Origin of the sequence: Lentzea aerocolonigenes (assembly GCF_000974445.1) — a bacterium.
Taxonomy (GTDB): domain Bacteria; phylum Actinomycetota; class Actinomycetes; order Mycobacteriales; family Pseudonocardiaceae; genus Lentzea; species Lentzea aerocolonigenes.
In genome coordinates this window covers 115,863-141,598 of sequence record NZ_BBOJ01000013.1, presented here as the reverse complement: position 1 = coordinate 141,598, position 25,736 = coordinate 115,863, and the positions used below count along the sequence as shown (strand labels likewise).

Here is a 25,736-nt window from a genome sequence, read left to right as displayed (position 1 = left end):
TCGCCCAAACGGGTAGGGTCCCCGGCATGACGCAGCGCAAGACGAGGGTGGCCGTGGTGTTCGGCGGCCGCAGCTCCGAGCACGAGGTCTCCTGCCAGTCAGCCAAGAGCGTCCTGCCCTACCTGGACGCCGACCGCTTCGAGGTGGTGCCGGTGGGCATCACACCGCAGGGTCAGTGGGCGCTCGGCACGGACCCGAACGCGCTCGAGGCAGGCGCCGGCAACCTCCCCACGCTGCGCAACGCGTCGGTGACCGCGATCGAGCCCGGCCAGGCGTTGAAGGACGTCGACGTCGTCTTCCCGCTGCTGCACGGCGCGTGGGGTGAGGACGGCACCATCCAGGGCCTGCTCGAACTGGGCGGCCTCCCGTACGTGGGACCCGGCGTGTTCGCCAGCGCCGCCGCCATGGACAAGGTCTTCGCGAAGAAGATCCTCCAGGGTGAGGGCCTGCCGGTCGGCAAGTTCGTCGCACTGGACCGTGCCGCCACCACGCTGACCCTCGACGAGCGCGAGCACCTCGGCCTGCCGGTGTTCGTGAAGCCGTCGCGCGCCGGCTCGTCCGTCGGCATCTCGAAGGTGAGCGACTGGGCCGACCTCGACGCCGCGATCTTCGAGGCGCGCCAGCACGACCCCAAGGTCATCATCGAGGCCGCCGTGCCGAACATGCGCGAGATCGAGCTCGCCGTGCTGGAGTTCCCGGACGGCCGCGTCGAGGCCTCGCTGCCCTGCGAGCTGCGTCCAGTCGGCGAGCGCGTCGAGTGGTACGACTTCGACGCCAAGTACGTCGACGACTCCTACGAGGCCGACATCCCGGCGAAGCTCGACGACGACACCGCCGCGCAACTGCGCGAGATGGCCGTCACCGCGTTCAAGGCGCTCGACTGCCAGGGTCTGTCCAGGGTGGACTTCTTTCTCACCGAGCAGAACGAGCTCGTCATCAACGAGCTCAACACCATGCCGGGCTTCACGCCGATCTCCATGTACCCCAAGGCGTGGGAGGCGACCGGAATCGACTTCGCGACGCTGCTGACCACGTTGATCGAGACGGCGATCGCCCGCGGGTCCGGCCTCCGCTAGCCCCCGTTTTTTGGCGCGAAAAGCACGTTCGGGCGATCTATCGGCCCGAACGTGCTTTTCGCGCCAATCAACTATGGCTAGGGAGAGGTCTTGACCGGCTGCTTCGGGAGCAGGTCGCGCACCGTCGTCGAGATGTCCTGCAACGGTCCGGTGCCCGCGTCGTCGGGCACCGTCAGCACCGCGTACACGGCGCGGTCCACGATCACCCACGTCGAGCTGCCGGAACCGGGCAGCTGCAGCCACTGGACGTCGGAGATCACCCGCAGCTGCGAGGTCGCGTTCAGCTCGTTCGGCCGCGGCAGGCCGCAGCGCAGGACCACCGGATCGTGTTTGGCGTCACCCCACGCGACCGTGGCGGGCGGCGCCGGCGAGGCGAGTTCCCTGCGCGGCAGCATGTCCTTCCCGGACGGCAGCCCGACGGGGAGCTTCTCGACCAGGGAGGCGCATTCCGGTGCTTCCGCCGACGGTGCGTCGATCGAGACCAGCGCGAGGGGACCCGTGCGACCGGGCACGTCCTCCGTCTGGTTTCCCGTGCCCAGCACCAGGCCGAGCCCTGCGACACCGATGGCGAGCAGCACGGCGAGCCCGACCGCCGCGAGCAGCGGCCGGGACAGCGCCGACGTGGATTCCTGCTGAGTCACCCGGCTATGGGAACACGGGGTGGTGGTGCAGCTCAAAACCGGGCCGAGCGAATTCGCGGTCAGACGGGTGCACCACGAGGTGCCCTGCTGAGCGTGGATTCACCGTCCCGGTTTCGGGTCGCGGCCCTACAGGTGCACCACCGGGCAGGTCAGCGTACGAGTGATGCCTTCGACGTTCTGGATGCGCGCGACCACGAGCTGGCCGAGCTGGTCGACGGTCTCGGCTTCGGCGCGGACGATGACGTCGTAAGGACCGGTGACGTCTTCGGCGGTTGCTACCCCGGCGATCCCGGAGATCTCGGAGGCGACTGCAGCGGCCTTGCCGACCTCGGTCTGGATGAGGATGTATGCATGCACCACGGCGTGCCCCTTCGTCGCGACAGGTTGGGTCGAGGTAGGAACGTGTCACGCAACGTACCCCAGTTGGGGTTCCGAATGCTCAGATTGGGAGGCAACTTTGCGTCCGGAGCCGCCGCACGACGCGGAGACGGTCGCCGATGTGGGTGAGTTCCATCTCATTCACCGGGTGACGACCGGTCGGGCGCAGCCGGAGACGACCATCCTCGGTCCCGGGGACGACGCGGCCGTCGTGGCGGTGCCGGACGGACGGGTCGTCGCCTCGATGGACGTGCTGGTCGAGGGAGTCCACTTCAGACTCGACTGGTCCAGTCCCGAGCAGGTGGGCCGAAAAGCGGCCGCGGTGAACCTCGCCGACGTCGTCGCGATGGGAGCGTTGCCGTCCGCTCTGCTCGTCGGTTTCGCGTGTCCCGCGGACACCCCCGCGTCGGTCGTCGAGGGGATCATGTCGGGCCTCTGGCAGGAGGCGGCCAAGGCCGGCGCGGGCATCGTCGGCGGCGACATGGTCAGTTCCGCCACACTGGTGATCTCCATCACCGCCATGGGTGACATGAACGGGCTCGAGCCGATCACGAGGTCCGGAGCGCTCGTCGGCGACGTCGTGGCGGTGACGGGACGGCTCGGCTGGGCGGCCGCCGGACTGGCCGTGCTCGGCCGCGGGTTCCGTTCGCCGGTCGGCATCGTGAACGCCCAGCGCGCCCCGGAGCCGCCGTACGAGGAGGGTCCGAAGGCCGCAGAGGCCGGTGCCACCTCGATGATCGACGTCTCGGACGGACTGCTCCAGGACCTCGGCCACATCGCCGACTCGAGCGGCGTCGCGATCGACATCCGCACCGAGCTGCTGCCGTTGCACCCGCGCCTGCTGGACGTGGCGTCGGCGCTGGGCGGCGACGCGCGGCACTGGGCGCTCACGGGCGGTGAGGACCACGCCCTCGCGGCGACGTTCCCCGGCCCGAAGGCGGTGCCGGAGGGCTGGACGACCATCGGCACGGTCCGCGCGGGTGAAGGAGTGACGGTCGACGGCAGGATCTACGAAAAACCTCCTGGCTGGGAGCACTGGCGCGCGTAGACTTCAACGCCGTGGAACTATGCACAAGAGCGTATGACCATCCAGACTCGGTCAAGCTGATCGCTGATCTGCAGCAGGTCTTCGTCGAGCGCTACGGCGACGAGGACGTCACACCGGTCGACCCGGCGCAGTTCGCCGCCCCGCTCGGCTACTTCGTGGTGGGCTACCTCGACGGCACGCCCGTCTCGTGCGGCGGCTGGCGCGTGCACTCCGAGTTGGAGGACGCCGCCGAGATCAAGCGGATGTACGTGGCCGACGCCCTGCGCGGCAAGGGCCTGTCCCGGCTGATCCTCTCCAACCTGGAGGACACCGCGCGTGCGGCCGGCCACCGGCGGATGGTGCTGGAGACCGGTCTGCGCCAGCCAGAGGCGATCGGGCTGTACCTCGCGACCGGTTACGAGCCCATCGACAACTTCGGCGTGTACCGGGACCACCCGGAGAGCCGCTGCTTCGGGAAGTCGTTGTAGGTTCGGGCGCATGGCCATCTATGCGTTGGGGGACTACGAGCCGCAGATCCACCCGGACGCGTACGTGCACCCGGACGCGACCGTGATCGGCGACGTGCGCATCGGTGCGCATTCGTCGGTGTGGCCCCAAGCCGTGCTGCGCGGCGACTACGGCCGCATCGTCGTCGACGAGCGGACGTCGATCCAGGACGGCACCGTGATCCACTGCACCGAGGTCCACCCGGTGCACATCGGCTCGTCGTGCGTCATCGGCCACAACGTGCACATCGAGGGCGCGACCGTGGCCGACGAGTGCCTGATCGCGTCGGGTTCGGTGGTGCTCAACGGTTCCATCGTGGAGAAGGGCGCGATCGTCGGCGCCGGAGCCGTGGTGTCGTTCGACGGCCACGTCCGCGAACGCACGATGGTGCTGGGAGTTCCTGCCCGCGAGCGTGCTGGATATGTTGTGCCAGAACAGGCTTGGGCTTTCATCGTCGAGAAATATGTGCAGAACATCGGTTTGTACCGGGAGAAGCTGCGCCGTCTCGACTGAGATAGGGTTCACAGCCGTGGCTCGTCCCCTCAACGAAGTTGTCGAAGCCGGTTGGGCTGAAGCTCTCGCCCCCGTTGCTGACCAGATCGCCGCCATGGGTGAGTTCCTGCGCGCGGAGGTCGCCGCCGGCCGCACCTACCTGCCTGCGGGCGAGAACGTGCTGCGCGCGTTCAAGCAGCCGTTCCACCAGGTGAAGGTGCTGATCGTCGGGCAGGACCCGTACCCGACGCCCGGTCACGCGGTGGGCCTGTCGTTCTCCGTGGCGCCCGACGTGCGACCCATCCCGAAGTCGCTCATCAACATCTACAAGGAGTACGCCGAGGACCTGGGACACCCGATCCCGTCCAACGGCGACCTGACCCCCTGGTCCGAGCGCGGCGTGCTGCTGCTCAACAGGGCGCTGACCGTGCAGCCCGGCAAGGCCAACTCCCACCAGGGCAAGGGCTGGGAGGCCGTGACGGAGCAGGCGATCAAGGCGCTCGCCGCCCGTGACGCACCCCTGGTCTCGATCCTGTGGGGCCGCAACGCGCGCAACCTGCGCCCGTTGCTCGAACCGTTGCCCGCCATCGAGTCCGCGCACCCGTCGCCGCTGTCGGCGCACTCCGGGTTCTTCGGCTCGAAGCCGTTCAGCCGGGCGAACGAACTGCTGGAGAAGCAGGGCGCGGAGCCGATCGACTGGAAGCTTCCGTAGTTTTCTCGATTGCCCCCGCACGTTTCCTGACTAGCGTCGGGGGACATGCGGGGGAATCGTGATCTGACGCTGACGGCCGCCGGTGCGGCCGTCAGCGAGTTCGGCAACGCGTTGTCGTTGCTGGTCCTGGTCTTCTGGGCCACCCCGATCAGCTCGTTGCTGGTCGCCGCCATCCTGATCGCCGAACTGCTGCCGCTCGTGCTCGGAGCACCTGTCGCCGGTGTGCTCGTCGACCGCCTGCCCAACCGCCGCCTGCTGATTGTCGCGCTGCTGTTCCAGGGCGTCGCGATCGCGGCCATCGCGCCGTTGATGGGGCAGCCCGTTTTCGTGGTGGCGCTGGTGCTGCTCTCGGGCTGCGGCCGTGCGGTCGCCCAGCCCTGCATCTCCGCTCTCGTGCCGCACATCGCCGGCGAAGAAGAAGCCACGCGCGGTTACGCGTGGCTCAGCACCGGGCGCAGTCTCGGCAGCATGGCGGGCGTCACCGGTGGTGCGCTGCTCGCCGGGCTCTTCGGCCACCCCGCGGCGTTGCTCATCGACGGGGGCACCTTCCTCGCCTACGCGGTGCTGCTGGCGTTCGTGCGCACGGAACGCCGGCCCTCCGGCGAACACTCGTCGCGTCCCAGTGCGCTCGCGGGCATCCGGCACGTGCGACGCGACCCGGTGCTGTTCGCGGCGATCATCGGGCTGGCCTTCTGCGTCGGCGCGGTCGTGGTGATCAACGTGGCCGATCCCGCGTTCGTCCGGTACGTGCTGCACGGCGACGAGTTCGTGCTCGGCGCGATGCAGGCGTGCTGGATGACCGGCATCCTGGTCGGCAACAGGCTCGCGGCGCGGTTGGAGACCGTTTCCGGGGTGGCGCACGCGATCGCCGTCGCCGCCATCACCACGGGCATCGGGGTGCTGATCCCGGCGACGTTCCCGTTCGTCGTCGCTGCCGGGACCGGCTGGGTCATCGGTGGCATCTCGAACGGCGTGCACAACGTGGCCCTGAACGCCATCGTGCGGTTGCGCACGCCCGAGGAGATACGCGGGCGGGCGTTCGCTGCGGTGGGGTCGATGGTGATCGGGGCGAACCTCGTGGGTACGGCTGCCGCAGGTGGGTTGTTGCTGGTCATCGGGCCGCAGGCGGTGTTCGCGCTGGGCGGCGCCGGGGCGTTGCTCAGCGGTGTCGCCTGTCTGGTGTTCGTGCACCGCGCCCTGAAAAACGAAGAGAGCCCGGCTTGCGCCGAGCTCTCTTCGAGTTAGTGCTGTGGCGTTATCAGCCGCGCACGACCTTGCCGGCCTTCAGGCACGAGGTGCACACGTTGATGCGCTGGCGCTGCGAGGCCGAAACCTTCGCGCGCACAGACTGGATGTTCGGGTTCCAGCGGCGGTTCGTCTTCCGCTGGGAGTGCGAAACCGAATGGCCGAAGCCCGGCCCCTTGCCACAGACGTCGCACACGGCAGCCACGTCAGCCACTCCTTCAGGTTCCTCAAGCGGTAAGTCTCGCGTCCCGGTGGGCGCGCAAGCGTGCACAAGCCTCAACCGGGCACGGCAACCCAGCAAGGGTAGCTGGTTGGTTCACCCGCGACCAAACCGGGTGGATACCCTCGCCGCCATGCAGGTCATGGATGCGGTCGCGGTGCGCAGGTGGGCGGACGCGTGCGTGCGGTCGCTGGACGCCAACCGGGAGTCGATCGACCAGATCAACGTCTTCCCCGTGCCGGATGGTGACACAGGTACCAACCTGCTGCACACGATGCAGTCGGCGCTCGACGCGCTGCTGCGCTCGCCCATCTCCACGGTCGGTGACGCGTTGTCCGCGCTGGCCCGAGGAGCCCTGGCCGGGGCCCGCGGCAACTCCGGGGTGATCCTGTCGCAGGTGCTCAGGGGCCTGGCGGAGTCCGTGCAGGAGGTCTCGGTCGTCACGGGGTCCGCACTGCGCAAGGCGCTGCAACGGTCCGATGAGCTCGCTACTGCTGCTGTGTCCAAGCCTGTGCCGGGCACGGTCCTGTCGGTGCTGCACGCCGCCGCCGAGGCCGCTCGCGACTGTCCGTCGGACGAGCTGGACGAGGTCGTGATGGCGGCGTCGCGCGCGAGTGCCGTCGCACTGGCCGATACGCCGCGTCAGCTCGCCGTGCTGGCCAAGGCGGGGGTCGTCGACGCGGGTGGACGTGGTCTCGTTGTGTTGTTGGACACACTGGCCGCGGTGATCACCGGTCAGGCTGTGGAAACGCCGGTGGACGCGCCGTTGCTGCCGCGCACGCCCGAGTCGTTGACGACCGAGCGCGAGGGTGGGTCGTCGGAGTTCGAGTACGAGGTCATGTACCTGCTCGACGACACCTCGGAGGAGGAGGTCGTCGAGCTGCGTGCGTCGCTGAACCTGCTCGGTGACTGCGTGTCGGTGGTGGGTGACGGCGCTTCGCTGTGGACCGTCCACGTGCACTGCAACGACATAGGCGCGGCCATCGAGGCGGGTGTGCGCGCTGGACGTCCACACCGCATCACGGTGGCGCGGTTCGCCGACCAGATCGCCGCTCAGGCGTCCCGCTTCGTGCGTGACAGGGCGATCGTGGTGGTGGTGAGCGGCGCTGTGGACGTCTTCCGTGCAGAGGGCGCGATCGTTTTCGACCTTGCTTCTTCTTCGGCGACGCCCACCGACCTGTTGTCGTCCATAGTGTCGACGCGCGCGCGTCACGTCGCCGTGCTGCCTGGTGATCCGGACATCCGTGAGGCGCTAGAGGAGGCCGTGGCGTACGCACAGGCCGCAGGGCAGGACGTGGTGGTGGTGCCGACGTTTTCGCCGGTGCAGGCACTCGCGGCGTTGGCCGTGCACGACGCGTCCCGGCGCGCTGGTGATGACGTCGTCGCGATGGCCGAGGCGGCCGCCGCCACGCGCCGCGGTGAGCTCTCGATCGCCGCCGACGAGGCCATCACGTGGGTCGGCCGGTGCCAGCCGGGCGACCTGCTGGGCATGCTGGACGGCGAGGTCGTGCTGATCGAACCCGGTCCCGCCACCCCGGAGTCGCTGATGGACCTCTCCTGCCGCCTGGTCGACCGCATGCTGGCCGGCGGCGGCGAACTGGTGACCGTGATTTTGGGTGCCGACAGCCCGGGTGGTTTGGTGGACGTGCTCGAAGACCACCTGCGGGTCACCCATCCGGAGGTGGAAGTGACGGCGTATCCGGGCGGTCAGCCGGACGCGGTCATTTTTGTCGGTGTCGAGTAGTTCAATGGGACGCGATGATCTCCTTCGACGACAAGCTGCAGCCGTTGCTCGGCAAGAAGACCGCCGACGCACTGGAGACCGGCCTCGGCCTCACGACGGTCGGTGACCTGCTGCGCCACTACCCGCGCCGCTACGACGAGCGCGGGAAGCTGACCGACATCCGGTCTCTGGAAATCGACGAGCACGTGACGGTGCAGGCCGAGGTGCGCAAGTGCACCAAGCGGCGCATGAAGGCCCGGCACGGCCACATGACCGAAGCGGTGATCACGGACGGCACGTCCGAGCTGCACCTCGTGTTCTTCGGCAAGGTGGCGTTCGTGGCCGAGCAGGAGCTGCTGCCGGGCACGCGCGCGCTGTTCGCGGGCAAGGTCGGCCGCTACCGGCAGAACCTCCAGCTGGTGCACCCGGCGTTCGAGATCCTCACCCCGGAGCAGGACGGATCATCGTTCCTGCAGGCGTTCCTGCCCGTCTACCCGGCGTCGCAGCACATCAACACGTGGAACATCGCGAACTGCGTCAAGCAGCTGCTGGAGATCTGGGACGGCGTGCCGGAGGACCCGCTGCCCGCCGACTTCCGCTCCGAGCAGGGTCTGATCGGCCTGGAGGAGGCGCTGCGGGCGATCCACCGTCCGGAGAGCTGGGCGCAGATCTCCGTGGCTCAGCAACGGCTGAAGTGGGACGAGGCCCTGGCCGTGCAGCTGACGCTCGCCCAGCGCCGCAAGGCTTCCAGGGCCCGTCCGGCGCCTTCGTGCGCGCGCCGTGCCGGAGGCATTCTGGACGCGTTCGACGCGCGGCTGCCGTTCGAGCTGACCAAGGGGCAGGTGGAGGTCGGCGAGCAGATCGCCTCCGACCTCGAGTCGGTCGTGCCCATGAACCGCCTGCTGCAAGGGGAAGTGGGGTCGGGCAAGACGATGGTCGCGTTGCGAGCCATGTTGCAGACCGTCGACGCCGGCCGTCAGTCGGCGATGCTCGCCCCCACGGAAGTCCTTGCGGCACAACACGCCCGCTCGCTGCAGGAGATGCTCGGCGACCTCGCCCAGGCAGGTCAGCTGGGCGGCGCGGAGAACGCGACGCGCGTGACGCTGCTGACCGGTTCGATGAACACGGCCCAGCGGCGCCAGGCGTTGCTCGACATCGTGACCGGCGAGGCGGGCATCGTCGTCGGCACGCACGCGATCATCCAGGAGAAGGTGGAGTTCCACTCGCTCGGCCTCGTCGTGGTCGACGAGCAGCACCGGTTCGGCGTCGAGCAACGCGCCGCTCTTTCCGCGCGGGGCGAACGCGAGAACCCGCACGTGCTGGTGATGACCGCGACCCCGATCCCGCGCACGGTGGCCATGACCGTCTACGGCGACCTGGAGGTCTCGGCCCTGCGCGAGCTGCCGGGCGGCCGCTCGCCCATCAAGACCTCGGTGGTCCCGGCGCGCGAGAAGCCGACGTGGCTGGACCGCGCGTTCGCCCGCGTCCGCGAGGAGGTGGCGGCAGGCCACCAGGCGTACTTCGTCTGCCCGCGCATCGGCGACGAGGAGCCAGCGAAGTCCGACGACGAGGACAAGCGCCCGGCCCTGTCCGTGATCGACGTGGCGACCATGCTGGCGCAGGGCCCGTTGCGCGGCCTGCGGGTGGAGATCCTGCACGGCCGCATGCCCCCGGACGAGAAGGACGCCGTGATGCGCGCCTTCGCGGCCAACGAGGTGCAAGTACTGGTCGCCACCACCGTCATCGAGGTGGGCGTCAACGTCCCGAACGCCACCGTCATGGCCATCATGGACGCGGACCGCTTCGGCGTCTCACAGCTCCACCAGCTCCGCGGCCGCGTGGGCCGAGGCAGCGCGCCGGGCCTGTGCCTGCTGGTCACGGAAATGCCGGAGATGACGGCCACGATGGAACGCCTCCGCGCCGTCGAGTCCACTCTGGACGGCTTCGAACTCGCCCAGCTGGACCTGGAACTGCGCCGCGAAGGCGACATCCTCGGCGCCGCCCAGTCAGGCCGCCGCTCGGCCCTGAAGATGCTCTCCCTGCTGCGCGACGAGGACATCATCGCGGACGCGCGGGTGGCGGCCCAGCGCGTGGTCGACGCGGACCCGGACCTGGTGAGGCATCCGGGGCTGGCCGGGATGGTGGCGACGCTGCTGACGGAGGAGCGGGCGGAGTTCCTGGAGAAGACCTAGCCGGACACGCTCGCCGGGAAGGCGGCGGTCTGAACCGACCGCGGTTGACCGCTGTCCGCTCTCGGCCGCCGGCAAACCTTGCCCGCTCGTCTGCCAACCCCACCTCGAACCCCTTGCCCAGCCGCGCGCTCCACGACCGGCACCTCGATCGACCGGTTCCCGCCGACCCCTCGAGCCCGCCACCGCCGCCCGCCAGCCGGACGCGCGAGCCGCCGCGCGTCAGCCGTGCCCGCCCCGCCACCTCGATCGACCAGTTCCGACCGACCGGCACCACCCCCGCCAGCCACCAGCCGCGCCGCCACCCCCGCGCCAAAACCTCTCCGCCCCCAATCACCTGAAGGTGTACGCGCGCCACCCGCCACCCCAGCCCACCCGAGCCGTACGTTCCCACCCGTGCGCCGCCTGATCACCACCACGCTCGTGGCCGTTCTCGCCCTCTCGATCCTGGCCCCGACCCCAGCCGGAGCGAGCCCCAAGGTGCTGACCGGCGAGGAATCCCGCTACCCCCACGCCATCCGCCTCGAACACGGTGCCCACCGCGGCGCGATCCTCGTGGTGCTCGACCGGTTCCAGGACGTCGACGTCCTGCGCGCCAACCGCAACGGCCAGCGGTTCCGCAAGATCAGCAGGTTCAGCGATCCCGAGGCCGCCCACGCGCTGTGCTGCGGTCACCTCTACGAGTTGCCGCGGCAGGTCGGGGACATGCCCGCGGGCACCGTGTTGTGGGCGGGGTCGGTCGGGCTCAAGTCGGAGGGCTTGAAGGCGCGGATCTGGCGCAGCCGCGACGCCGGCGAGACCTGGGAGTACCTGTCCGAGTGCGCGCGGGCGGGCAAGGGCGGCGGGCTGTGGGAGCCGGACCTGTCCGTGGACGCGGACGGCAGGCTGAACTGCTACTTCGCCGACGAGACGGATCCGGGGCACAGCCAGTACATCGGCAGGACGGTGTCCGCGGACGGCAGGAACTGGTCGGCGAAGCAGAAGATCGTCGCGGTCTGGCCCAGGGCGTATCGGCCGGGGATGTCGCAGGTCAAGCGGTTGCCGACGGGCGAGTACTACATGATGTACGAGATCTGCGCGCAGCCGAACCAGTACTTCTGCGAGGCGTTCCACCGGACGTCACCGGACGGCGTGCACTGGGGTGACCCGAAGTGGTTCGGCGAGCGGCCGACGACGAAGGACGGCAAGTACTTCGCGCACACGCCGTCGATCGCCCTCGCGCCCAACGGCACGTCGCGCGGGCGCGTGATCCTCATGGGACAGATGCTGATGTCCGCCGACGGCAAGGTCGACCCCGGCAACGGCAGGACGGTCTTCGTCTCGGAGAACGGCGGCGCGGACGGCTGGTACGAGGCGCCCGCGCCGGTTCCGGTGCCCGGCGCGCGCGACGACAACTGCCCGAACTACCACCCGGCCGGGGTGGCGTCGCTCGACGGGGCTTCGCTGATCGGGTTCGCCAGCGACTACGTGGCCGAGGGCGTCTGCCACACGAGCTGGGCGACCAGCAGCCTGCCGCCGTTCCCCGGCTGAGGTCAGTTCTGGCGCGGCTTCGGCAGCTGCTCGGTCGCCTGCTCGGCCGGGGCTTCGTCGGCGTCGGCCGAGCCGTCCTCCAGCGGCTTCAGCACCGACATCGCCGCCTCCACCGCCGCCTGGGCCGCGTGGAACTGCGTGGCGAGGTTGTCGTGCGCCGCCCGCAGCGAGGCTTCCTTCTCGGACGCCGCCGCCGCGCGCTGGTCGGCTTCGGCCACCGCGGCGGCCGACTTCTCCTCGGCCTCGCGCACGAGGGCTGAGGTCTTCGCCTCGGCGTCGCGCACCAGCGTGGTGGCCTTCTCGTCGGCCTCGCGCACCTTGGTCTCTGCCTTCTCCGACGCCTCGCGCAGCGTCGTCGCCGCCTTCTCCTCCGCCGCGCTGACCAGGGCGGTCGCCTGCGCGGACGCGTCAGAGGTGGTCTTCTCGGCCTTCGCCAGCGCCTCGGCCTCGAGGTCGGCGAGCACCTTCTCGGCCTCGGCCTGCTTGGCCTTCAGGGCGTCGTCGAGCTTCTGCAACGCCTCGACGCGCGCGACCTCGGACTCGGCGGCGATGCGCTCGGCCTCGGCCCGCGCGTCCGCCAGCACCTTCTGGTGCTCCGCGGTCAGCTTCGCCTTGAGGCCGTCGTACTCCTTGTCCAGCTCGTCGTGGTACGCCTTGTACTTCTGGTCGAGCTCCACTCGGCGGGCGTCCAGGTCGGCCGACTTCTGCTCGAACTCGGCGGCCACGCGCTCGCCCTCCGCGCGCACCTCGGCGACCAGGGTCTCGTGCTCCGAGACGAGCTTGGTGCGCAGCGCCTCGTGCTCGGCCTCCAGTTCCGCCCTGCGTTCGGCGAACTGCTTCTCGAGCTCGGTCGTGCGCTGCTGGTGGGCGACTTCCAGCTGCTTGCGGCGGGCCTCGGTCTCGGCGAGGAGACGGTTGTGGCTCTCCCGTTGCTCGGCGGCCTGCTTCTCGGCCTCGGCACGGGTCGCGGCCGCCTTGTCGAGGGCGTCCTTGCGGATGTCCGCGATCTCTTCCTCGGCCAGCGACATCATCACGCGGACACGCTCGGTGACGTTCGACGCGCTCACGGGGCTGTTGGCGAGGTTGTGGAGCTGCATCTTGGTCTTGTCGAGATCGGCGCGCATCGAGTTCAGGAGCTTCGTCAGCTCCGCCACCTGCGCGGCAGCCGCGTCTCGGGAGCGGTTCGAGTTCTTGAGATCGAACTCCAGGCGAGTGACGCGCTCATTCACCTGTCGCTGGTTGTAACCACGGAGGACAACGTCGAAATGCGGTGTGCGGGCAGTAGGCTGCCCGGCTCCATCAGCCCCGGCCATATGGCTCACCCTACCGAGATGGTCATCAAGATCGTCACTCGATCTGGTTAATCCCACTACCGGGTGGAGTCTGACCGGGTGGCTGGTGTTCAGCCAGCCCTCAAACCGCGACAATTCTCACGAGCCGGACCGATCACGATGACACCCATCACGTGAGACAGTCCTCCCAACAGGCAAGAGTCGCACGGTAACGTGCCCGAACTGACCGTCGAGTAACTCCGGGAGGGCAACGGATGTTCCGCAAGGTTCTTGTCGCCAACCGCGGCGAGATCGCGATTCGCGCGTTCCGAGCCGCCTACGAACTGGGCGCTGGAACGGTCGCCGTCTTCCCTCACGAGGACCGCAACTCGCTGCACCGGTTGAAGGCGGACGAGTCCTACGAGATCGGCGAGCCCGGACATCCCGTCCGCGCCTACCTCTCCGTCGACGAGATCATCAAGGCCGCCCGGAAGGCCGGCGCCGACGCGATCTACCCCGGTTACGGCTTCCTGTCCGAGAACCCGGAGCTCGCGATGGCCTGCCGCGAGGCCGGTCTCACGTTCATCGGCCCCGTCGCCGAGGTGCTGGAGCTCACCGGCAACAAGGCGCGCGCCATCGCCGCCGCCCGCGAGGCCGGCCTGCCGGTGCTGGAGTCGAGCGAGCCGTCGTCGAACGTGGACGAGCTGCTCGAAGCGTCGAAGTCGATGCGGTTCCCCGTGTTCGTCAAGGCCGTCGCCGGTGGTGGTGGCCGAGGCATGCGCAAGGTCGACGACCCGGCCGCGCTGCGCGAGGCCCTCGAAGCCGCGTCGCGCGAGGCGGAGTCGGCGTTCGGCGACCCGACGGTGTTCCTCGAGCAGGCCGTGGTCGAGCCGCGCCACATCGAGGTGCAGATCCTCGCCGACGGCCAGGGCAACGTGATCCACCTCTTCGAGCGCGACTGCTCCGTGCAGCGGCGCCACCAGAAGGTCATCGAGATCGCGCCCGCGCCGAACCTCGACCCCGAGCTGCGCGCGCGCATCTGCAACGACGCGGTGAAGTTCGCCCGCCACATCGGTTACCGCAACGCCGGCACCGTCGAGTTCCTGCTCGACCCGCAGGGTCACTACGTCTTCATCGAGATGAACCCGCGCATCCAGGTCGAGCACACGGTCACCGAGGAGGTGACCGACGTCGACCTCGTGCAGTCGCAGATGCGCATCGCCTCTGGCGAGACGCTGGAGGACCTGGGCCTGTCCCAGGACACCGTCCAGCTGCGCGGTGCGGCGCTGCAGTGCCGCATCACCACCGAGGACCCGGCCAACGGTTTCCGCCCGGACACCGGCACGATCAGCGCCTACCGCTCGCCCGGTGGTTCCGGCATCCGTCTCGACGGCGGCACGGCGGGCGCTGGCATGGCGATCAGCCCCCACTTCGACTCGATGCTCGTGAAGCTCACGTGCCGCGGCCGCACCTTCAGTCTCGCCGTCGCCCGTGCGCGCCGTGCGATCGCGGAGTTCCGCATCCGCGGTGTGTCCACGAACATCCCGTTCATCCAGGCCGTGCTGGACGACCCGGACTTCTACGAGGGCCGCGTCACCACGTCGTTCATCGAGAAGCGCCCGCACCTGCTGACCGCGCGCCACTCGGCCGACCGCGGCACGCGCCTGCTGACCTACCTCGCGGACGTCACGGTCAACCACCCCAACGGCACCCGCCCGACCGCGGTGGACCCGCGCGAGAAGCTGCCGGTCATCGACCTCAACGCCGAACCGCCCGCCGGCTCCAAGCAGAAGCTCGTCGAGCTCGGCCCCGAGGGCTTCGCGCGGTGGATGCGGGAGAGCAAGGCGGTCGGCGTCACGGACACGACGTTCCGCGACGCGCACCAGTCGCTGCTCGCCACCCGAGTACGCACCAAGGACCTGCTCGCCGTCGCGCCGCACGTCGCGCGCATGACGCCGGAGCTGCTGTCGCTGGAGTGCTGGGGCGGCGCGACCTACGACGTGGCGCTGCGGTTCCTCGCCGAGGACCCGTGGGAGCGGCTCGCGGCGTTGCGCGAGGCCGTGCCGAACATCAACCTGCAGATGCTGCTGCGCGGCCGCAACACGGTCGGCTACACGCCGTACCCGGAGGCGGTCACCAAGGCGTTCGTGCAGGAGGCGACGAACACCGGCATCGACATCTTCCGGATCTTCGACGCCCTGAACGACGTCGAGCAGATGCGCCCGGCGATCGAGGCCGTGCGCGAGACCGGGACGGCGGTCGCCGAGGTCGCGCTCTGCTACACGAGCGACCTGTCCAACCCGGACGAGCGTCTGTACACACTGGACTACTACCTCAAGCTCGCCGAGCAGATCGTCGGCGCCGGTGCGCACGTGCTGGCCGTCAAGGACATGGCGGGCCTGCTGCGGGCACCGGCCGCGGCGCGGTTGATCTCGGCGCTGCGCAAGGAGTTCGACCTCCCGGTCCACCTCCACACGCACGACACGGCGGGTGGCCAGCTGGCCACGTACCTCGCCGCGATCCAGGCGGGCGTGGACGCGATCGACGGCGCCACCGCGTCGATGGCGGGCACGACGTCGCAGCCGCCGCTGTCGTCGATCGTGGCGCTCACGGACCACACGGAGCACTCCACCGGCCTCAACCTCCAGAACGTGTGCGACCTGGAGCCGTATTGGGAAGCAGTGCGCAAGATCTACGCGCCGTTCGAGTCCGGCATCCCCGGCCCGACCGGCCGCGTGTACCACCACGAGATCCCCGGTGGTCAGCTCTCGAACCTGCGCACCCAGGCGGTCGCACTCGGTCTCGGCGAGAAGTTCGAGGAGATCGAGTCGATGTACGCGGCCGCCGACCGCATGCTCGGCCACCTGGTGAAGGTGACGCCGTCGTCCAAGGTCGTCGGTGACCTCGCGCTGCACCTCGTCGGGGCCGGCGTGGCACCGAAGGACTTCGAGGCCGACCCCGGCAAGTACGACATCCCGGCGTCGGTGATCGGCTTCCTGCACGGCGAGCTGGGCGACCCGCCCGGCGGCTGGCCGGAGCCGTTCCGCAGCAAGGCTTTGGAGGGCCGCCCGGCTCCCAAGCCGATCGAGGAGCTGTCGGCCGAGGACGAGGCGGGGCTGGTCGACGACCGCCGCGCGACCCTGAACCGCCTGCTGTTCCCGGCGCCCACGAAGGAGTTCCGGGCTCACCGCGAGGCTTACGGCGACACGTCGGTGTTGCGCTCCAAGGACTTCTTCTACGGCCTGCGTCCGGGCGAGGAGTACTCGGTCGACCTGGAACCGGGTGTCCGCCTGCTCATCGGCCTGGAGGCGATCTCCGAGGCCGACGCGCGCGGCATCCGCACGGTCATGGCGACCCTGAACGGCCAGCTGCGCCCGATCCAGGTCCGCGACCGTTCGGTGGCGGCCGACATCCCGGCCGCGGAGAAGGCCGATCGGGGTAACCCGAACCACGTCGCGGCACCGTTCGCGGGCGTGGTGACGGCGGCGGTGGCCGAGGGCGACAGCGTCGACGCCGGCCAGACCGTCGCGACGATCGAGGCCATGAAGATGGAGGCCGCGATCACCGCCCCGAAGGCGGGCCGCGTGCAGCGTCTGGCGTTGCGCGGCGCCCAGCAGGTCGAAGGTGGAGACCTGCTGATCGTCCTGGAGTAGCTGATGTTGTGCGAAGGGCCCGGTCTCGACGGCCGGGCCCTTCGTGCTGCGAGGGGCGAGGAACTCGACGACGATTCCGTGCGTTGCACCGAGCACGGGGTCAGGGAGAGGGATTCGCATCATGAAGAAGGCGTTGGCCGGGCTGCTCGGACTGGCGGGCGTGGCGTGGGCGCTGCGGGACGTGCCGAAGCAGCTGGGAGGAAAGCCGGACCCGGCGCGAATGGCGCGGTCGCCGCGCTACCGCAACGGCAAGTTCCACAACGACAAGGAAGTCAGCACGGTTCCGGACCGCGACTCCTTCTCGTTGCGCGACTTCATCTCCGGCGGCGAGGACCGCAAACCGTCCGTGGCGGTTCCGCTCGTCGGGCCCTCCGCTCCCGTCGGCTCGGGGCTGCACATCACCTGGTACGGCCATGCTTCCGCGCTGATCGAGATCGACGGGGCCGCGGTGCTGGTGGATCCGGTGTGGAGTGACCGGGTGTCGCCGTCCGCGCACGTCGGGCCTCGGCGGCTGCACCCCGTGCCGCACGAGTTGTCGGATTTGCCTGCTTTGAGCGCGGTCGTGGTGTCGCACGACCACTACGACCACCTGGACATGCAGACGGTTCAGGAGCTGACTCGGTTGTCGTCCGCGGTGTTTGTGGTGCCGTTGGGGTTGGGGGCTCACCTGTTGCGGTGGGACGTGCCTAGCTCGCGGATTGTCGAGTTGGACTGGGACGAGTCGTTCTCCGTGGACGGGTTCACGCTCACTTGTACTGCGGCGCAGCACTTTTCTGGGCGGTCGGTGCAGCGGAACGTCACCTTGTGGGCTTCGTGGGTGATTGCTCGTGGTTCTCGGTCTGTGTTCTACAGCGGGGACACCGGGTACTTCCCGGGGTACTCGGCTATCGGGGCTGTGCACGGGCCCTTTGATGCTGTGTTGATGCAGGTTGGGGCTTACAACGATGCCTGGCCTGACATCCACATGACGCCTGAGGAAGGGGTGCAGGCGTTTGAGGATCTTGGGGGTGGGTTGTTGATTCCCGTTCACTGGGCGACTTTCAACCTTGCGCTGCATCCTTGGACTGAGCCTGTGGATCGGGTTTGGCGGGAGGTCAAGGCTCGGGGGATGCGGGTGGCGGTGCCTCGGCCTGGGGAGCGGGTGGATGTGGACTCGCCTGGTGAGGTGGATGGGTGGTGGCAGGGGCTCGTTTGAGTTTTCTGGTCGCGCCGGTTGCGTAGGTCGTCTCCCTGTTGCGTTGGCGTCCGCCTGTTTCGTGTCCGTAGGTTGGTTGGGGTTGCCGTGTCGTGTTCCTGTTTCAAGATTTCTGGGGCGCCGCCCCAGACCCCGCCAATCTGATCAAGGACCAGTCCAGCGCCGTCTGCGGGTTGATGGCACGCCTGTTGCTTTCGGCGGCTGCGCGTTGCGTTGGTGGTGCGGTTCGGGCGGTGTGGTCCCGTCACGAGCCGTGCCAGGAGCGGGTCACACCTGAGGGGTGAGGTCAAGTCGCGAAAAGCGTGCGACTTGACCTCTCCCCTCGGGCGCGACAAGGGCTGTGTCACGACTCGTGACGGGACCACACCGCCGGAACCTTGCGTTTAGGGCAAGGACTGCTCGCCTTCGGCTTCGCGTCGCCTCGCCTTCGGCTTCGCGTCGCCTCGCCTTCGGCTTCGGGCTTGATCACCAGGCGTACGTTGGGGGCGTAGTCGATTTTTTGGGGAGCAATGCGTACAGCAGTGGTTACTGGTGGTGGCACTGGCATTGGGCGGGCCATCGCTCTTGAGTTCGTCAAGCAGGGGCTGGACGTCACGATCACCGGGCGCCGGGCCTCGGTGCTCGCTGAGGTTCCTGGGGTCCGGCACGTTGCCTTTGATGCCACCGATCCGGATGCGGTCGCTGGGGCGTTGGAGAGTCTTCCGTCCAAGGTGGACGTTCTTGTCAACAACGCCGGTGGCAACGTCGGTCACGAGGACACCAAGACTCGGTGGCTTGCCAACTACGAGGCGAACGTCGTCAGTGCTGTGTTGGTCACGGAGGCTTTGGCTCCGCGGCTCGCCGACAACGGGCGGGTGATCACCATCGGGTCGATCGCCGGGCGTCGGGGTGGTGGGAGTTACGGGGCCGCCAAGGCTGCGGTGGAGGCGTGGACTGCTGATCTTGCCGGGGAGCTCGGCGGGCGGGGGATCACCGCCAACGTCGTGTCGCCTGGGCTGATCGTGGACACCGAGTTCTTCGGGGATTCGATGACCGGGGAGCGGTTGGAAATGTTGATCGGGCAGACGAAGAACGGGCGGGCCGGGACGCCTGAGGACGTGGCCGCGCTCGTGGGGTTCCTCGGGTCGGAGGCTGCCGGGCATATCACGGGGCAGGTGCTGGCCGTCAACGGTGGGGCGCACCTGGGGCGGTAGCTCGCAGGCGGCGGAGGGCTCGCTGGATCTCGTTGCGGTGTTTGGCCGACTTCATCCACGCGGGGAGTTTGGCGAGGACGGTCATTCGCCGCGTTGAAGAAGAAGGCGGGTCCTCGCGCAGTTTCGCGGTCACGTAGGACTCCAGCAGGTCCAGGTGTGCGGTGTTCAGCGCCCACAGGGTGTGGCCGGCGCAAGGGGTTCGCAGCCACAGGTCTGGTACGAAGCGCTGGTCGTCCCAGCACCAGGTTCGGGTGTAGGGGCGCGTGTGGGCGCATGTCGGACAGACCAGGCGGCCTGAGGTGATCAGGGCCTGGGCCGGGCAGGACGGGCACACCGCCAGGACCGGGTGGTCGGCCAGTGCGCAGAGGCAGTCGCCGGAGTCTCGGTGGCGGGTCATGCGCACAGGATGCACCTGGGACGATGGAGCGGTGACGCGAATTGTTGCCGGGACTGCCGGAGGCCGGAGGCTCAAGGTGCCGCCGAAGGGGACTCGGCCCACGTCCGAGCGGGTGCGGGAGGCGCTGTTCAGTTCCCTCGAGTCGATGATGGATCTCGAGGGGGCGAAGGTGCTGGACCTGTACGCCGGGTCGGGGGCGCTCGGGTTCGAGGCGTTGAGCCGGGGGGCCGGGCACGCGACGTTCGTGGAGTCGGACAAGCGGGCCGCCGAGGTGCTCAAGGGCAATGCGCGGGAGCTCGGGTTCGGCAACACGACCATCGCCAACCGGACGGCTGAGGCCTTCGTCACGGGTGAAGGGGAGAAGTTCGACGTCGTGTTCGCCGATCCGCCGTACGTGGTGACTGACGACGAGCTCGCGAAAGTTCTGCACGGGCTGGTGCCTCGGCTCGCCGGGGACGCGGTGCTGATTGTCGAACGTGCTTCGCGAAGCGGCGAACCAGCTTGGCCGGACGAAGTGGAACCCTTGCGTGCCAAGCGATATGGGGACACCGCGGTGTATTGGGCGCAGGTGCGTGCTGATGGGTGACGAGAACCACGGACACGCCTGGAGGCGTCCGATCGGGTGCTAACGTCCGATCCATGACGCGTGCCGTGTACCCCGGCTCCTACGACCCGGTAACCAACGGCCACCTGGACATCATCGGGAGAGCCGCGCACCTCTTCGACGAGGTCGTCGTCGCCGTGCTCATCAACAAGAACAAGCGCACCCTGTTCTCCGTCGAGGAGCGCCAGGAGATGCTGCGCGAGGTCACCGCGCAGTGGGACAACGTGCGCGTCGACTCGTGGCACGGGCTGCTGGTCGACTACTGCCGCGAGAACCACATCAAGGCCATCGTGAAGGGCCTGCGCGCGGTCAGCGACTACGACTACGAGCTGCAGATGGCGCAGATGAACCACCAGCTCACGGGCGTCGACACGCTGTTCATGCAGGCCAGCCCGCAGTACTCGTTCCTCGCGTCCTCGCTGGTCAAGGAGGTTGCGACGTACGGCGGTGACGTCTCGACGCTGCTGCCGGCCTCCGTCGAGCAGCGGCTGCAGCAGCGCCTCGCGGAGACCCGTTAAAGAGGCAGCTTCATCCCCACGTGCGACGCGGTGAAGCCGAGCCGCTCGTAGAACCTGTGCGCGTCCACCCGTGACGCGTCCGTCGTGAGCTGCACCAGACCGCAGCCGCGTGCGCGGGCCTCGTCGATCGCCCACCTCATCAGGCGCTCGCCGAGGCCGTTGCCGCGCTGGTCGGAGCGCACGCGCACGGCCTCGACCGTGACGCGGGTCATGCCCAGGCGGGACAGGCCGGACGTGAACGTGAGCTGCAGGGTCCCCACGACCTCCCCGCCGGCCTCGGCCACGGCCAGGTACTGGTGCGGGTCGGCGTCGATCACCTCGAACGCCTTGAGGTAGGAGGGGTCGCCGGGCTTCTCGCGCCGGGCTCCGAGCGGGTCGTCGGCGAGCATCGCCACGATCGCGTCGACGTCGGCCGCGGTGGCCCGCCTGATGCTGATGGTCACGGCAAATCCTGACACGCCCTGCCGATCTCCCTCTTTCGGGGAGATCGACAGGGCACACTTGTGGACGGGAGCCACAGGGGTTAGGGAGTGAGACGTGTACCGGGTGTTCGAGGCACTCGACGAGCTCGTCACGATCGTCGAGGAAGCGCGCGGAGTTCCGATGACCTCGGGCTGCGTGGTGCCGCGCGGTGATGTGCTCGAACTGCTCGACGACGTGCGCGACGCGATCCCCGCGGAGCTCGACGACGCGCAGGACGTGCTGGACCACAAGGACGAGCTGGTCGGCAAGGCCAAGCACGACGCGGAAGCGGGCGTGTCGAAGGCCCGTGCGGACGCCGACCGCATGCTCGCGGAGGCGCAGGCCGAGGCAGAGGCGATGCTGTCCGACGCGCGTGCCCGCGCCGAGCGGATGATCGCAGAGGCGGAGGACCAGGCCGAACGGACCGTGGCCGCCGGCCGGCAGGAGTACGACGACCTGGTGGGCCGCTCGCACGCCGAGGCCGAGCGGATGATCCAGGCGGGCCGTGCCAACTACGAGCGCGCCACCGAGGACGGCCGCGCCGAGCAGGCCCGGCTCGTCAACGAGCAGGAGGTCGTCCGGGCGGCGCACGCCGAGGCGGCACGCGTGCTCGACGCCGCGCAGAGCGAGGCCATCCGGCTGCGTTCGGAGTGCGACGCGTACGTGGACGGCAAGCTCGCGGACTTCGAGGACCTCCTCGCGCACACGCTCAGGTCGGTCGGCAAGGGCCGTTCGCACCTGCGCGGACCGGCCGTCGCGGGAGCCTCCGCGCCGTTCGACTACGGTGCTTAACGAACCAGCGCGCCTGAACGTGTGATTCGCACTACTACGAGCAGGTGCGATCACCTGGGGATTTCACGCGTGAGGCCGTCGTCCCGTACCCTGGACCGGCTGGACGTGGTAGGTCCCCGCCGGCAACCAATCTGATCATGACTGAGCATCGTCACGCGTCCACGCGTCCCACAGCATCCGGTCCCTGGGTCATCGACACCAGGGACATCGGCCGTCGCGCCGGTTCCAGCCGACCCTTCGTCAGGTCGGTGCCCGCGGCAGGTGTGGGGTTGCTCGGTGTGATCGCGGTGCCGGAAGGCGGAGAGGTAGAGCTCGACCTCCTGATCGAATCGGTCGTGGAGGGCGTGCTCGTCTCGGGGACGGCGTCCGCCAAGGTCGAAGGCGAGTGCGCGAGGTGTCTCGAGCCCCTCGCCGACGAGGTCGAGGTCCGGATCACGGAGCTGTACGCGTGGCCGGACAGCACCACGGACGAGACCACTGATGAAGACGAGGTCAGCCGGATCGAGAACGATCTGATCGACCTCGAGCCTGTGGTGCGGGACGCCATCGTCCTCGCACTGCCGCAGGCGCCGCTCTGCGAGCCGGACTGCAAGGGGCTTTGCTCCGAGTGTGGTGGCAGGTGGGCGGAGCTCGGGCCCGACCACGGGCATGAGACGATCGACCCTCGTTGGGCCGCGTTGCAAGAGCGGTTCAGCGATGACAACAACGAGGAGAAGTAGTCGTGGCCGTCCCGAAGCGGAAGATGTCGCGCTCGAACACCCGTGCGCGCCGTTCCCAGTGGAAGACGTCTGCCGTGCACCTGGTGGCGTGCTCCAACAAGGCTTGCCGCCAGCCGAAGCCGCAGCACGTCGCCTGCCCGGCCTGTGGTCAGTACGCTGGCCGCCAGGTCGCTCAGCCGGCCTGATCTCCTCGGTTACGCAGTGGGGGGAAAGCCGCCGCGCGCTCCGCAAGCTGACCGCGCGACTTTGACCGAAGCGCTCGGCGTCCAGTTGGACGCCGAGCTGCTCGGGCTTGCACTCACCCACCGGTCGTACGCGTACGAGAACGGCGGTCTACCGCCGAACGAGCGTCTCGAGTTCCTGGGAGACGTCGTGCTGGGGCTGGTCGTCACCGACCACCTCTACCGCACCCATCCCGATCTTCCCGAAGGTCAGCTCGCGAAGCTCCGCGCCAGCGTGGTGAACATGCACGCACTGGCGGGCGTGGCGCGTGACCTGGGGCCGGGCGGGCTGGGCGCACACCTGCTGCTCGGGCGCGGCGAAGAGCTGACCGGCGGCAGGGACAAGGCGAGCATCCTCGCCGACGGCCTCGAGGCCGTCATCGGTGCGGTGTACCTGCAGTTCGGTATCGATACCGCACGGACGTTCGTTCACCGGCTGTTCGATCCACTCTTGGCCAAAGCTCCGCTTCTGGGTGCTGGACTGGACTGGAAGACAAGCCTGCAGGAGCTCACCGCTCAAGCCAGTCTCGGCGTCCCCGAGTACCGCGTGGACGACCAGGGGCCGGACCACCGCAAGGAGTTCACCGCCACGGTGCTCGTCGGGGGCCAGCCTCACGGCAAGGGTGATGGGCGCACCAAGAAGGAAGCCGAGCAGAAAGCCGCCGAAGCGGCTTATCATGTTCTGTCGGAGCGGGTCAAGGCCGAGCAGGAGTCGGCCCGATCCGCGAACGGACAGAACGGCGCCTCGGTGACGCCAGGGACCCTCCCATCCGAGGAAGACTGAGACACGCAATGTATGCGACCAGGAACCGCACGAACCGCCGCACCCGCACCGTCCGCGGGCCGGTGAACACCTCCCGCAGTGGAGGCATCCAGGGACTTGTGCTGGTCAGGGACACGAGCCGCGCGGGTGTGTGGGTGCTCAAGCCCACCAAGCCGCAGGCCGCTGTGATCGAAGCGCAGCCCGTCGACGAGGGCAAGTCCGAAGCCTGACGTGCCCGAACTCCCAGAGGTCGAGGTAGTACGCCTCGGCCTCGAAGCCCACGTCGCCGGCCGGGTCATCTCCTCGGTTGAGGTGTTGCACCCACGCGCAATCCGCCGGCACGACCTGGGTTCCACGGACTTCTGCGCGCGCCTGGCAGGCCAGCCAATGGCCGCCGCCAGGCGCCGTGGCAAGTACCTCTGGGTGGAACTGGCCGACAAAGCCGCCATGCTCGCGCACCTGGGCATGAGCGGCCAAATGCTCGTCCAACCCTCGTCGGCCCCCGACGAGAAGCACCTGCGCGTCCGCTTCCGGTTCGAAGACGACGGCCCAGAGCTCCGTTTCGTGGACCAACGAACCTTCGGCGGCCTGGCGCTGGCCGAACTGGTCGAGGTCGACGGCACCCTGGTGCCCGACACGGTCGCGCACATCGCCCGCGACCCCATGGACCCTCTCTTCTCCCGTGATGCTGCCGTGCGCGCGTTGCGCCTGCGTCACACGGAGATCAAGCGCGCCCTGCTCGACCAGACCCTCGTGTCCGGCATCGGCAACATCTACGCCGACGAGGCCCTCTGGCGCGCCCGCCTGCACGGCACCCGAATGACGGACAAGCTGACCAAGGCGAAGGCCGCTGAGCTGCTCGATCACGCCACCGACGTGATGCGTGAGGCGCTGGGGCAGGGTGGGACGTCGTTCGACGCGCTCTACGTCAACATCAACGGCCAGTCCGGCTACTTCGACCGGTCGTTGAACGCGTACGGGCAGGAGAACCGGCCCTGCAAGAGGTGCGGGGCGGCGATCGTGCGTGAGCCGTTCATGAACCGGTCCTCGTACTCCTGCCCCCGCTGCCAGCCTCGGGCCAGGATCTGATCGCACCAGTTCGGGCGTGATTGGGAAACAGGAAACACCTTCCCTCGGCGTCGTCACGTTGTGCACTCTGCGTGAGTGCCGTCAAAACTCCCACTGCACCCCGTAGGAAAGACCGCCGACGAGGTTGACGAACTCCGCCCGTGTCTCGTTGGCGAGATCGAGCGGCAACAGATGTGCGGATGGAGCGCCATCCGTCACGACGCTGTGCGGAACGCCGTCCTGACGCCACACGTGAATCGGCTGGCGGTCCGGCGCGAATCGCACGACCACTCGGAAGTGGCGGCAGTTGCGATACGGAACATAAATGTATCGCGGTGCCATCCGCTGACCCGGTGGAATCCGGTGGATGAGTCCGACTGTATGTCGTTCGCTCTTGCGGAAACGTTTCGGCAGCCGGATCACCGTCTGGAAGTTCGTCGTGGACTCCTGCACCCTGCTCGCGAGCATTCCGCCGAACCAGATCTCCGTGTCCAGGCCGATCCGCTCGTCGTGGCCGCTCTGGCGCGGGACGTCGATGGACGTCGAGATCTCGTCCAGCGTCGGAGCGGTGACCAGGATGCGCCTTCGCTCGTAGGCGACCGGAGTGTCCTGGTCGAGCCGCAGCACGACGTCGAACGAGTCGATGTACCACCCGTCGCCGCCGTGGCCGCTGCCCGACAGCAACGCGGATCCGGACGCGGCGTTCTCCGCCATGATCATGAACGCCTTGTCGATCCGCCTGCGCGCCGTGCGGGGGTCGCAGACGAGGGCCCTCGCCAGCTCGTCGATGCGGTCGGTGAGGTTGATGTCCTTGGCGTCGTGGGTGAGGTTCAGACCGTGCAGGGCGGCGATCTGAAGTTCCGTCGGCAACCGGATGACCAGTTCCTCCAGATAACCGGTGAGTTTCTGCCGCAATCCCTCCACGTCGCCGCCGGATGCGCCGAACAGCTCGCAGAACTCCGGGTCGAGCCGCGTGTCGAGGTCACGATTTCGCACCCCCAGCTTCTTTCGCAGCCGTTGCAGGTTCGCGACCACCAGGGCCACCAGATCATCCACGACCTGCATTCTGCTCTATCTGCGGTACCAGCACGGGTCAGAAACATGACAGTGGGTGGACGGAACTGACAAAGGATGGACTGG

General features: G+C 68.7%; 27 protein-coding genes. 20 read left to right on the top strand and 7 right to left on the bottom strand.

Annotated elements, in window-relative coordinates:
• The first annotated feature begins 26 nt into the window (after positions 1–26).
• Positions 27–1,076 carry a D-alanine--D-alanine ligase family protein gene (locus tag AOM45_RS24840; protein WP_030467937.1) on the top strand — a complete coding sequence of 350 codons (1,050 nt, stop codon included), beginning with the start codon at positions 27–29 and terminating at the stop codon, positions 1,074–1,076.
• A 77-nt stretch (positions 1,077–1,153) separates the two neighbouring features.
• On the opposite strand, the gene AOM45_RS24835 is transcribed toward AOM45_RS24840, so the two are convergent.
• Positions 1,154–1,717, bottom strand: a complete 564-nt coding sequence (locus tag AOM45_RS24835; RefSeq protein WP_051783472.1) for a DUF3515 domain-containing protein — start codon at positions 1,715–1,717, stop codon at positions 1,154–1,156.
• Between the two features lie 126 nt (positions 1,718–1,843).
• A complete protein-coding gene (locus AOM45_RS24830) occupies positions 1,844–2,077 on the bottom strand; it encodes an Lrp/AsnC ligand binding domain-containing protein (protein ID WP_030467939.1) in 234 nt (77 codons plus the stop codon).
• A 97-nt stretch (positions 2,078–2,174) separates the two neighbouring features.
• Here AOM45_RS24830 and AOM45_RS24825 point away from each other — a divergent pair, with 97 nt between their 5' ends.
• The 5 genes from AOM45_RS24825 to AOM45_RS24805 are packed head-to-tail and all read left to right on the top strand — an operon-like array spanning position 2,175 to position 6,078.
• Entirely contained in the window at positions 2,175–3,143 is a 969-nt protein-coding gene (locus AOM45_RS24825) for a thiamine-phosphate kinase (RefSeq protein WP_030467940.1), read from the top strand.
• A gap of 11 nt (positions 3,144–3,154) precedes the next feature.
• Positions 3,155–3,610 carry a GNAT family N-acetyltransferase gene (locus tag AOM45_RS24820; RefSeq protein ID WP_030467941.1) on the top strand — a complete coding sequence of 152 codons (456 nt, stop codon included), beginning with the start codon at positions 3,155–3,157 and terminating at the stop codon, positions 3,608–3,610.
• 10 nt (positions 3,611–3,620) lie between these two features.
• Positions 3,621–4,142, top strand: a complete 522-nt coding sequence (locus AOM45_RS24815; RefSeq protein WP_030467942.1) for a gamma carbonic anhydrase family protein — start codon at positions 3,621–3,623, stop codon at positions 4,140–4,142.
• A 16-nt stretch (positions 4,143–4,158) separates the two neighbouring features.
• Positions 4,159–4,833, top strand: coding sequence for a uracil-DNA glycosylase (locus AOM45_RS24810; protein WP_030467943.1), 675 nt, complete (start codon positions 4,159–4,161; stop codon positions 4,831–4,833).
• A gap of 45 nt (positions 4,834–4,878) precedes the next feature.
• Positions 4,879–6,078 (top strand): MFS transporter, encoded by a 1,200-nt coding sequence (locus AOM45_RS24805; protein ID WP_030467944.1) that lies wholly within the window; start codon positions 4,879–4,881, stop codon positions 6,076–6,078.
• Positions 6,079–6,091: 13 nt separating this feature from the next.
• On the opposite strand, the gene rpmB is transcribed toward AOM45_RS24805, so the two are convergent.
• Positions 6,092–6,283 carry a 50S ribosomal protein L28 gene (gene rpmB, locus AOM45_RS24800; protein ID WP_030467945.1) on the bottom strand — a complete coding sequence of 64 codons (192 nt, stop codon included), beginning with the start codon at positions 6,281–6,283 and terminating at the stop codon, positions 6,092–6,094.
• A gap of 148 nt (positions 6,284–6,431) precedes the next feature.
• On the opposite strand from rpmB, the gene AOM45_RS24795 reads away from it, so the two are divergent.
• The 3 genes from AOM45_RS24795 (at position 6,432) to AOM45_RS24785 (ending at position 11,740) form a co-directional block, all read left to right on the top strand.
• Positions 6,432–8,042: a DAK2 domain-containing protein gene (locus tag AOM45_RS24795; protein ID WP_030467946.1), complete on the top strand. Its 1,611-nt coding sequence runs from the start codon at positions 6,432–6,434 to the stop codon at positions 8,040–8,042.
• Positions 8,043–8,056: 14 nt separating this feature from the next.
• Positions 8,057–10,213, top strand: a complete 2,157-nt coding sequence (recG, locus tag AOM45_RS24790; RefSeq protein WP_030467947.1) for an ATP-dependent DNA helicase RecG — start codon at positions 8,057–8,059, stop codon at positions 10,211–10,213.
• Positions 10,214–10,606: 393 nt separating this feature from the next.
• The gene (locus AOM45_RS24785) at positions 10,607–11,740 is read left to right on the top strand and encodes a sialidase family protein (protein WP_030467948.1); all 1,134 of its coding nucleotides are present in this window, start codon (positions 10,607–10,609) and stop codon (positions 11,738–11,740) included.
• Positions 11,741–11,742: 2 nt separating this feature from the next.
• On the opposite strand, the gene AOM45_RS24780 is transcribed toward AOM45_RS24785, so the two are convergent.
• Positions 11,743–12,969 (bottom strand): coiled-coil domain-containing protein, encoded by a 1,227-nt coding sequence (locus AOM45_RS24780; protein ID WP_081902154.1) that lies wholly within the window; start codon positions 12,967–12,969, stop codon positions 11,743–11,745.
• Between the two features lie 317 nt (positions 12,970–13,286).
• On the opposite strand from AOM45_RS24780, the gene AOM45_RS24775 reads away from it, so the two are divergent.
• From AOM45_RS24775 to AOM45_RS24765, 3 genes are all read left to right on the top strand, one after another.
• Positions 13,287–16,664: a pyruvate carboxylase gene (locus AOM45_RS24775; RefSeq protein WP_030467950.1), complete on the top strand. Its 3,378-nt coding sequence runs from the start codon at positions 13,287–13,289 to the stop codon at positions 16,662–16,664.
• 121 nt (positions 16,665–16,785) lie between these two features.
• Complete coding sequence (locus tag AOM45_RS24770) at positions 16,786–17,859, top strand: MBL fold metallo-hydrolase (protein WP_030467951.1); 1,074 nt, start codon at positions 16,786–16,788, stop codon at positions 17,857–17,859.
• A gap of 509 nt (positions 17,860–18,368) precedes the next feature.
• On the top strand, positions 18,369–19,052 hold the full coding sequence (locus tag AOM45_RS24765) for an SDR family NAD(P)-dependent oxidoreductase (RefSeq protein ID WP_030467952.1): 684 nt from the start codon (positions 18,369–18,371) through the stop codon (positions 19,050–19,052).
• Here the strand turns inward: AOM45_RS24765 and AOM45_RS49800 are convergent.
• Positions 19,024–19,449, bottom strand: coding sequence for a hypothetical protein (locus AOM45_RS49800; RefSeq protein ID WP_081902172.1), 426 nt, complete (start codon positions 19,447–19,449; stop codon positions 19,024–19,026). The two genes, AOM45_RS24765 and AOM45_RS49800, sit on opposite strands and share 29 nt — an antisense overlap.
• A 31-nt stretch (positions 19,450–19,480) precedes the next feature.
• Here AOM45_RS49800 and rsmD point away from each other — a divergent pair, with 31 nt between their 5' ends.
• Together rsmD and coaD are read left to right on the top strand one after the other, a co-directional pair.
• On the top strand, positions 19,481–20,035 hold the full coding sequence (gene rsmD / locus AOM45_RS24760; RefSeq protein WP_030467953.1) for a 16S rRNA (guanine(966)-N(2))-methyltransferase RsmD: 555 nt from the start codon (positions 19,481–19,483) through the stop codon (positions 20,033–20,035).
• Between the two features lie 53 nt (positions 20,036–20,088).
• The gene (gene coaD / locus AOM45_RS24755; protein ID WP_030467954.1) at positions 20,089–20,571 is read left to right on the top strand and encodes a pantetheine-phosphate adenylyltransferase; all 483 of its coding nucleotides are present in this window, start codon (positions 20,089–20,091) and stop codon (positions 20,569–20,571) included.
• On the opposite strand, the gene AOM45_RS24750 is transcribed toward coaD, so the two are convergent.
• Positions 20,568–21,008, bottom strand: a complete 441-nt coding sequence (locus AOM45_RS24750) for a GNAT family N-acetyltransferase (RefSeq protein ID WP_030467955.1) — start codon at positions 21,006–21,008, stop codon at positions 20,568–20,570. The genes coaD and AOM45_RS24750 overlap by 4 nt on opposite strands.
• A 100-nt stretch (positions 21,009–21,108) precedes the next feature.
• Here AOM45_RS24750 and AOM45_RS24745 point away from each other — a divergent pair, with 100 nt between their 5' ends.
• The 6 genes from AOM45_RS24745 (at position 21,109) to mutM (ending at position 24,617) form a co-directional block, all read left to right on the top strand.
• The gene (locus tag AOM45_RS24745; protein ID WP_030467956.1) at positions 21,109–21,825 is read left to right on the top strand and encodes a DivIVA domain-containing protein; all 717 of its coding nucleotides are present in this window, start codon (positions 21,109–21,111) and stop codon (positions 21,823–21,825) included.
• A gap of 137 nt (positions 21,826–21,962) precedes the next feature.
• Positions 21,963–22,544 (top strand): YceD family protein, encoded by a 582-nt coding sequence (locus AOM45_RS24740; protein WP_030467957.1) that lies wholly within the window; start codon positions 21,963–21,965, stop codon positions 22,542–22,544.
• 2 nt (positions 22,545–22,546) lie between these two features.
• The gene (gene rpmF / locus AOM45_RS49795; protein ID WP_030467958.1) at positions 22,547–22,729 is read left to right on the top strand and encodes a 50S ribosomal protein L32; all 183 of its coding nucleotides are present in this window, start codon (positions 22,547–22,549) and stop codon (positions 22,727–22,729) included.
• 16 nt (positions 22,730–22,745) lie between these two features.
• Positions 22,746–23,549, top strand: a complete 804-nt coding sequence (gene rnc, locus AOM45_RS24735) for a ribonuclease III (protein WP_030467959.1) — start codon at positions 22,746–22,748, stop codon at positions 23,547–23,549.
• A gap of 8 nt (positions 23,550–23,557) precedes the next feature.
• Complete coding sequence (locus AOM45_RS24730; protein WP_030467960.1) at positions 23,558–23,758, top strand: hypothetical protein; 201 nt, start codon at positions 23,558–23,560, stop codon at positions 23,756–23,758.
• Between the two features lies 1 nt (position 23,759).
• Positions 23,760–24,617, top strand: coding sequence for a bifunctional DNA-formamidopyrimidine glycosylase/DNA-(apurinic or apyrimidinic site) lyase (mutM, locus tag AOM45_RS24725; protein ID WP_030467961.1), 858 nt, complete (start codon positions 23,760–23,762; stop codon positions 24,615–24,617).
• An 81-nt stretch (positions 24,618–24,698) separates the two neighbouring features.
• On the opposite strand, the gene AOM45_RS24720 is transcribed toward mutM, so the two are convergent.
• A complete protein-coding gene (locus tag AOM45_RS24720; RefSeq protein ID WP_156093848.1) occupies positions 24,699–25,652 on the bottom strand; it encodes a hypothetical protein in 954 nt (317 codons plus the stop codon).
• Positions 25,653–25,736: the final 84 nt, after the last annotated feature.

Coding starts and splice junctions, on each gene's coding strand:
- AOM45_RS24840 (WP_030467937.1), top strand. CDS start 27: ATGACGCAGCGCAAGACGAGGGTGGCCGTGGTGTTCGGCGGCCGCAGC.
- AOM45_RS24815 (WP_030467942.1), top strand. CDS start 3,621: ATGGCCATCTATGCGTTGGGGGACTACGAGCCGCAGATCCACCCGGAC.
- AOM45_RS24805 (WP_030467944.1), top strand. CDS start 4,879: ATGCGGGGGAATCGTGATCTGACGCTGACGGCCGCCGGTGCGGCCGTC.
- AOM45_RS24795 (WP_030467946.1), top strand. CDS start 6,432: ATGCAGGTCATGGATGCGGTCGCGGTGCGCAGGTGGGCGGACGCGTGC.
- recG (WP_030467947.1), top strand. CDS start 8,057: ATGATCTCCTTCGACGACAAGCTGCAGCCGTTGCTCGGCAAGAAGACC.
- AOM45_RS24775 (WP_030467950.1), top strand. CDS start 13,287: ATGTTCCGCAAGGTTCTTGTCGCCAACCGCGGCGAGATCGCGATTCGC.
- AOM45_RS24770 (WP_030467951.1), top strand. CDS start 16,786: ATGAAGAAGGCGTTGGCCGGGCTGCTCGGACTGGCGGGCGTGGCGTGG.
- AOM45_RS24765 (WP_030467952.1), top strand. CDS start 18,369: ATGCGTACAGCAGTGGTTACTGGTGGTGGCACTGGCATTGGGCGGGCC.
- AOM45_RS49800 (WP_081902172.1), bottom strand. CDS start 19,449: ATGACCCGCCACCGAGACTCCGGCGACTGCCTCTGCGCACTGGCCGAC.
- coaD (WP_030467954.1), top strand. CDS start 20,089: ATGACGCGTGCCGTGTACCCCGGCTCCTACGACCCGGTAACCAACGGC.
- AOM45_RS24740 (WP_030467957.1), top strand. CDS start 21,963: ATGACTGAGCATCGTCACGCGTCCACGCGTCCCACAGCATCCGGTCCC.
- AOM45_RS24730 (WP_030467960.1), top strand. CDS start 23,558: ATGTATGCGACCAGGAACCGCACGAACCGCCGCACCCGCACCGTCCGC.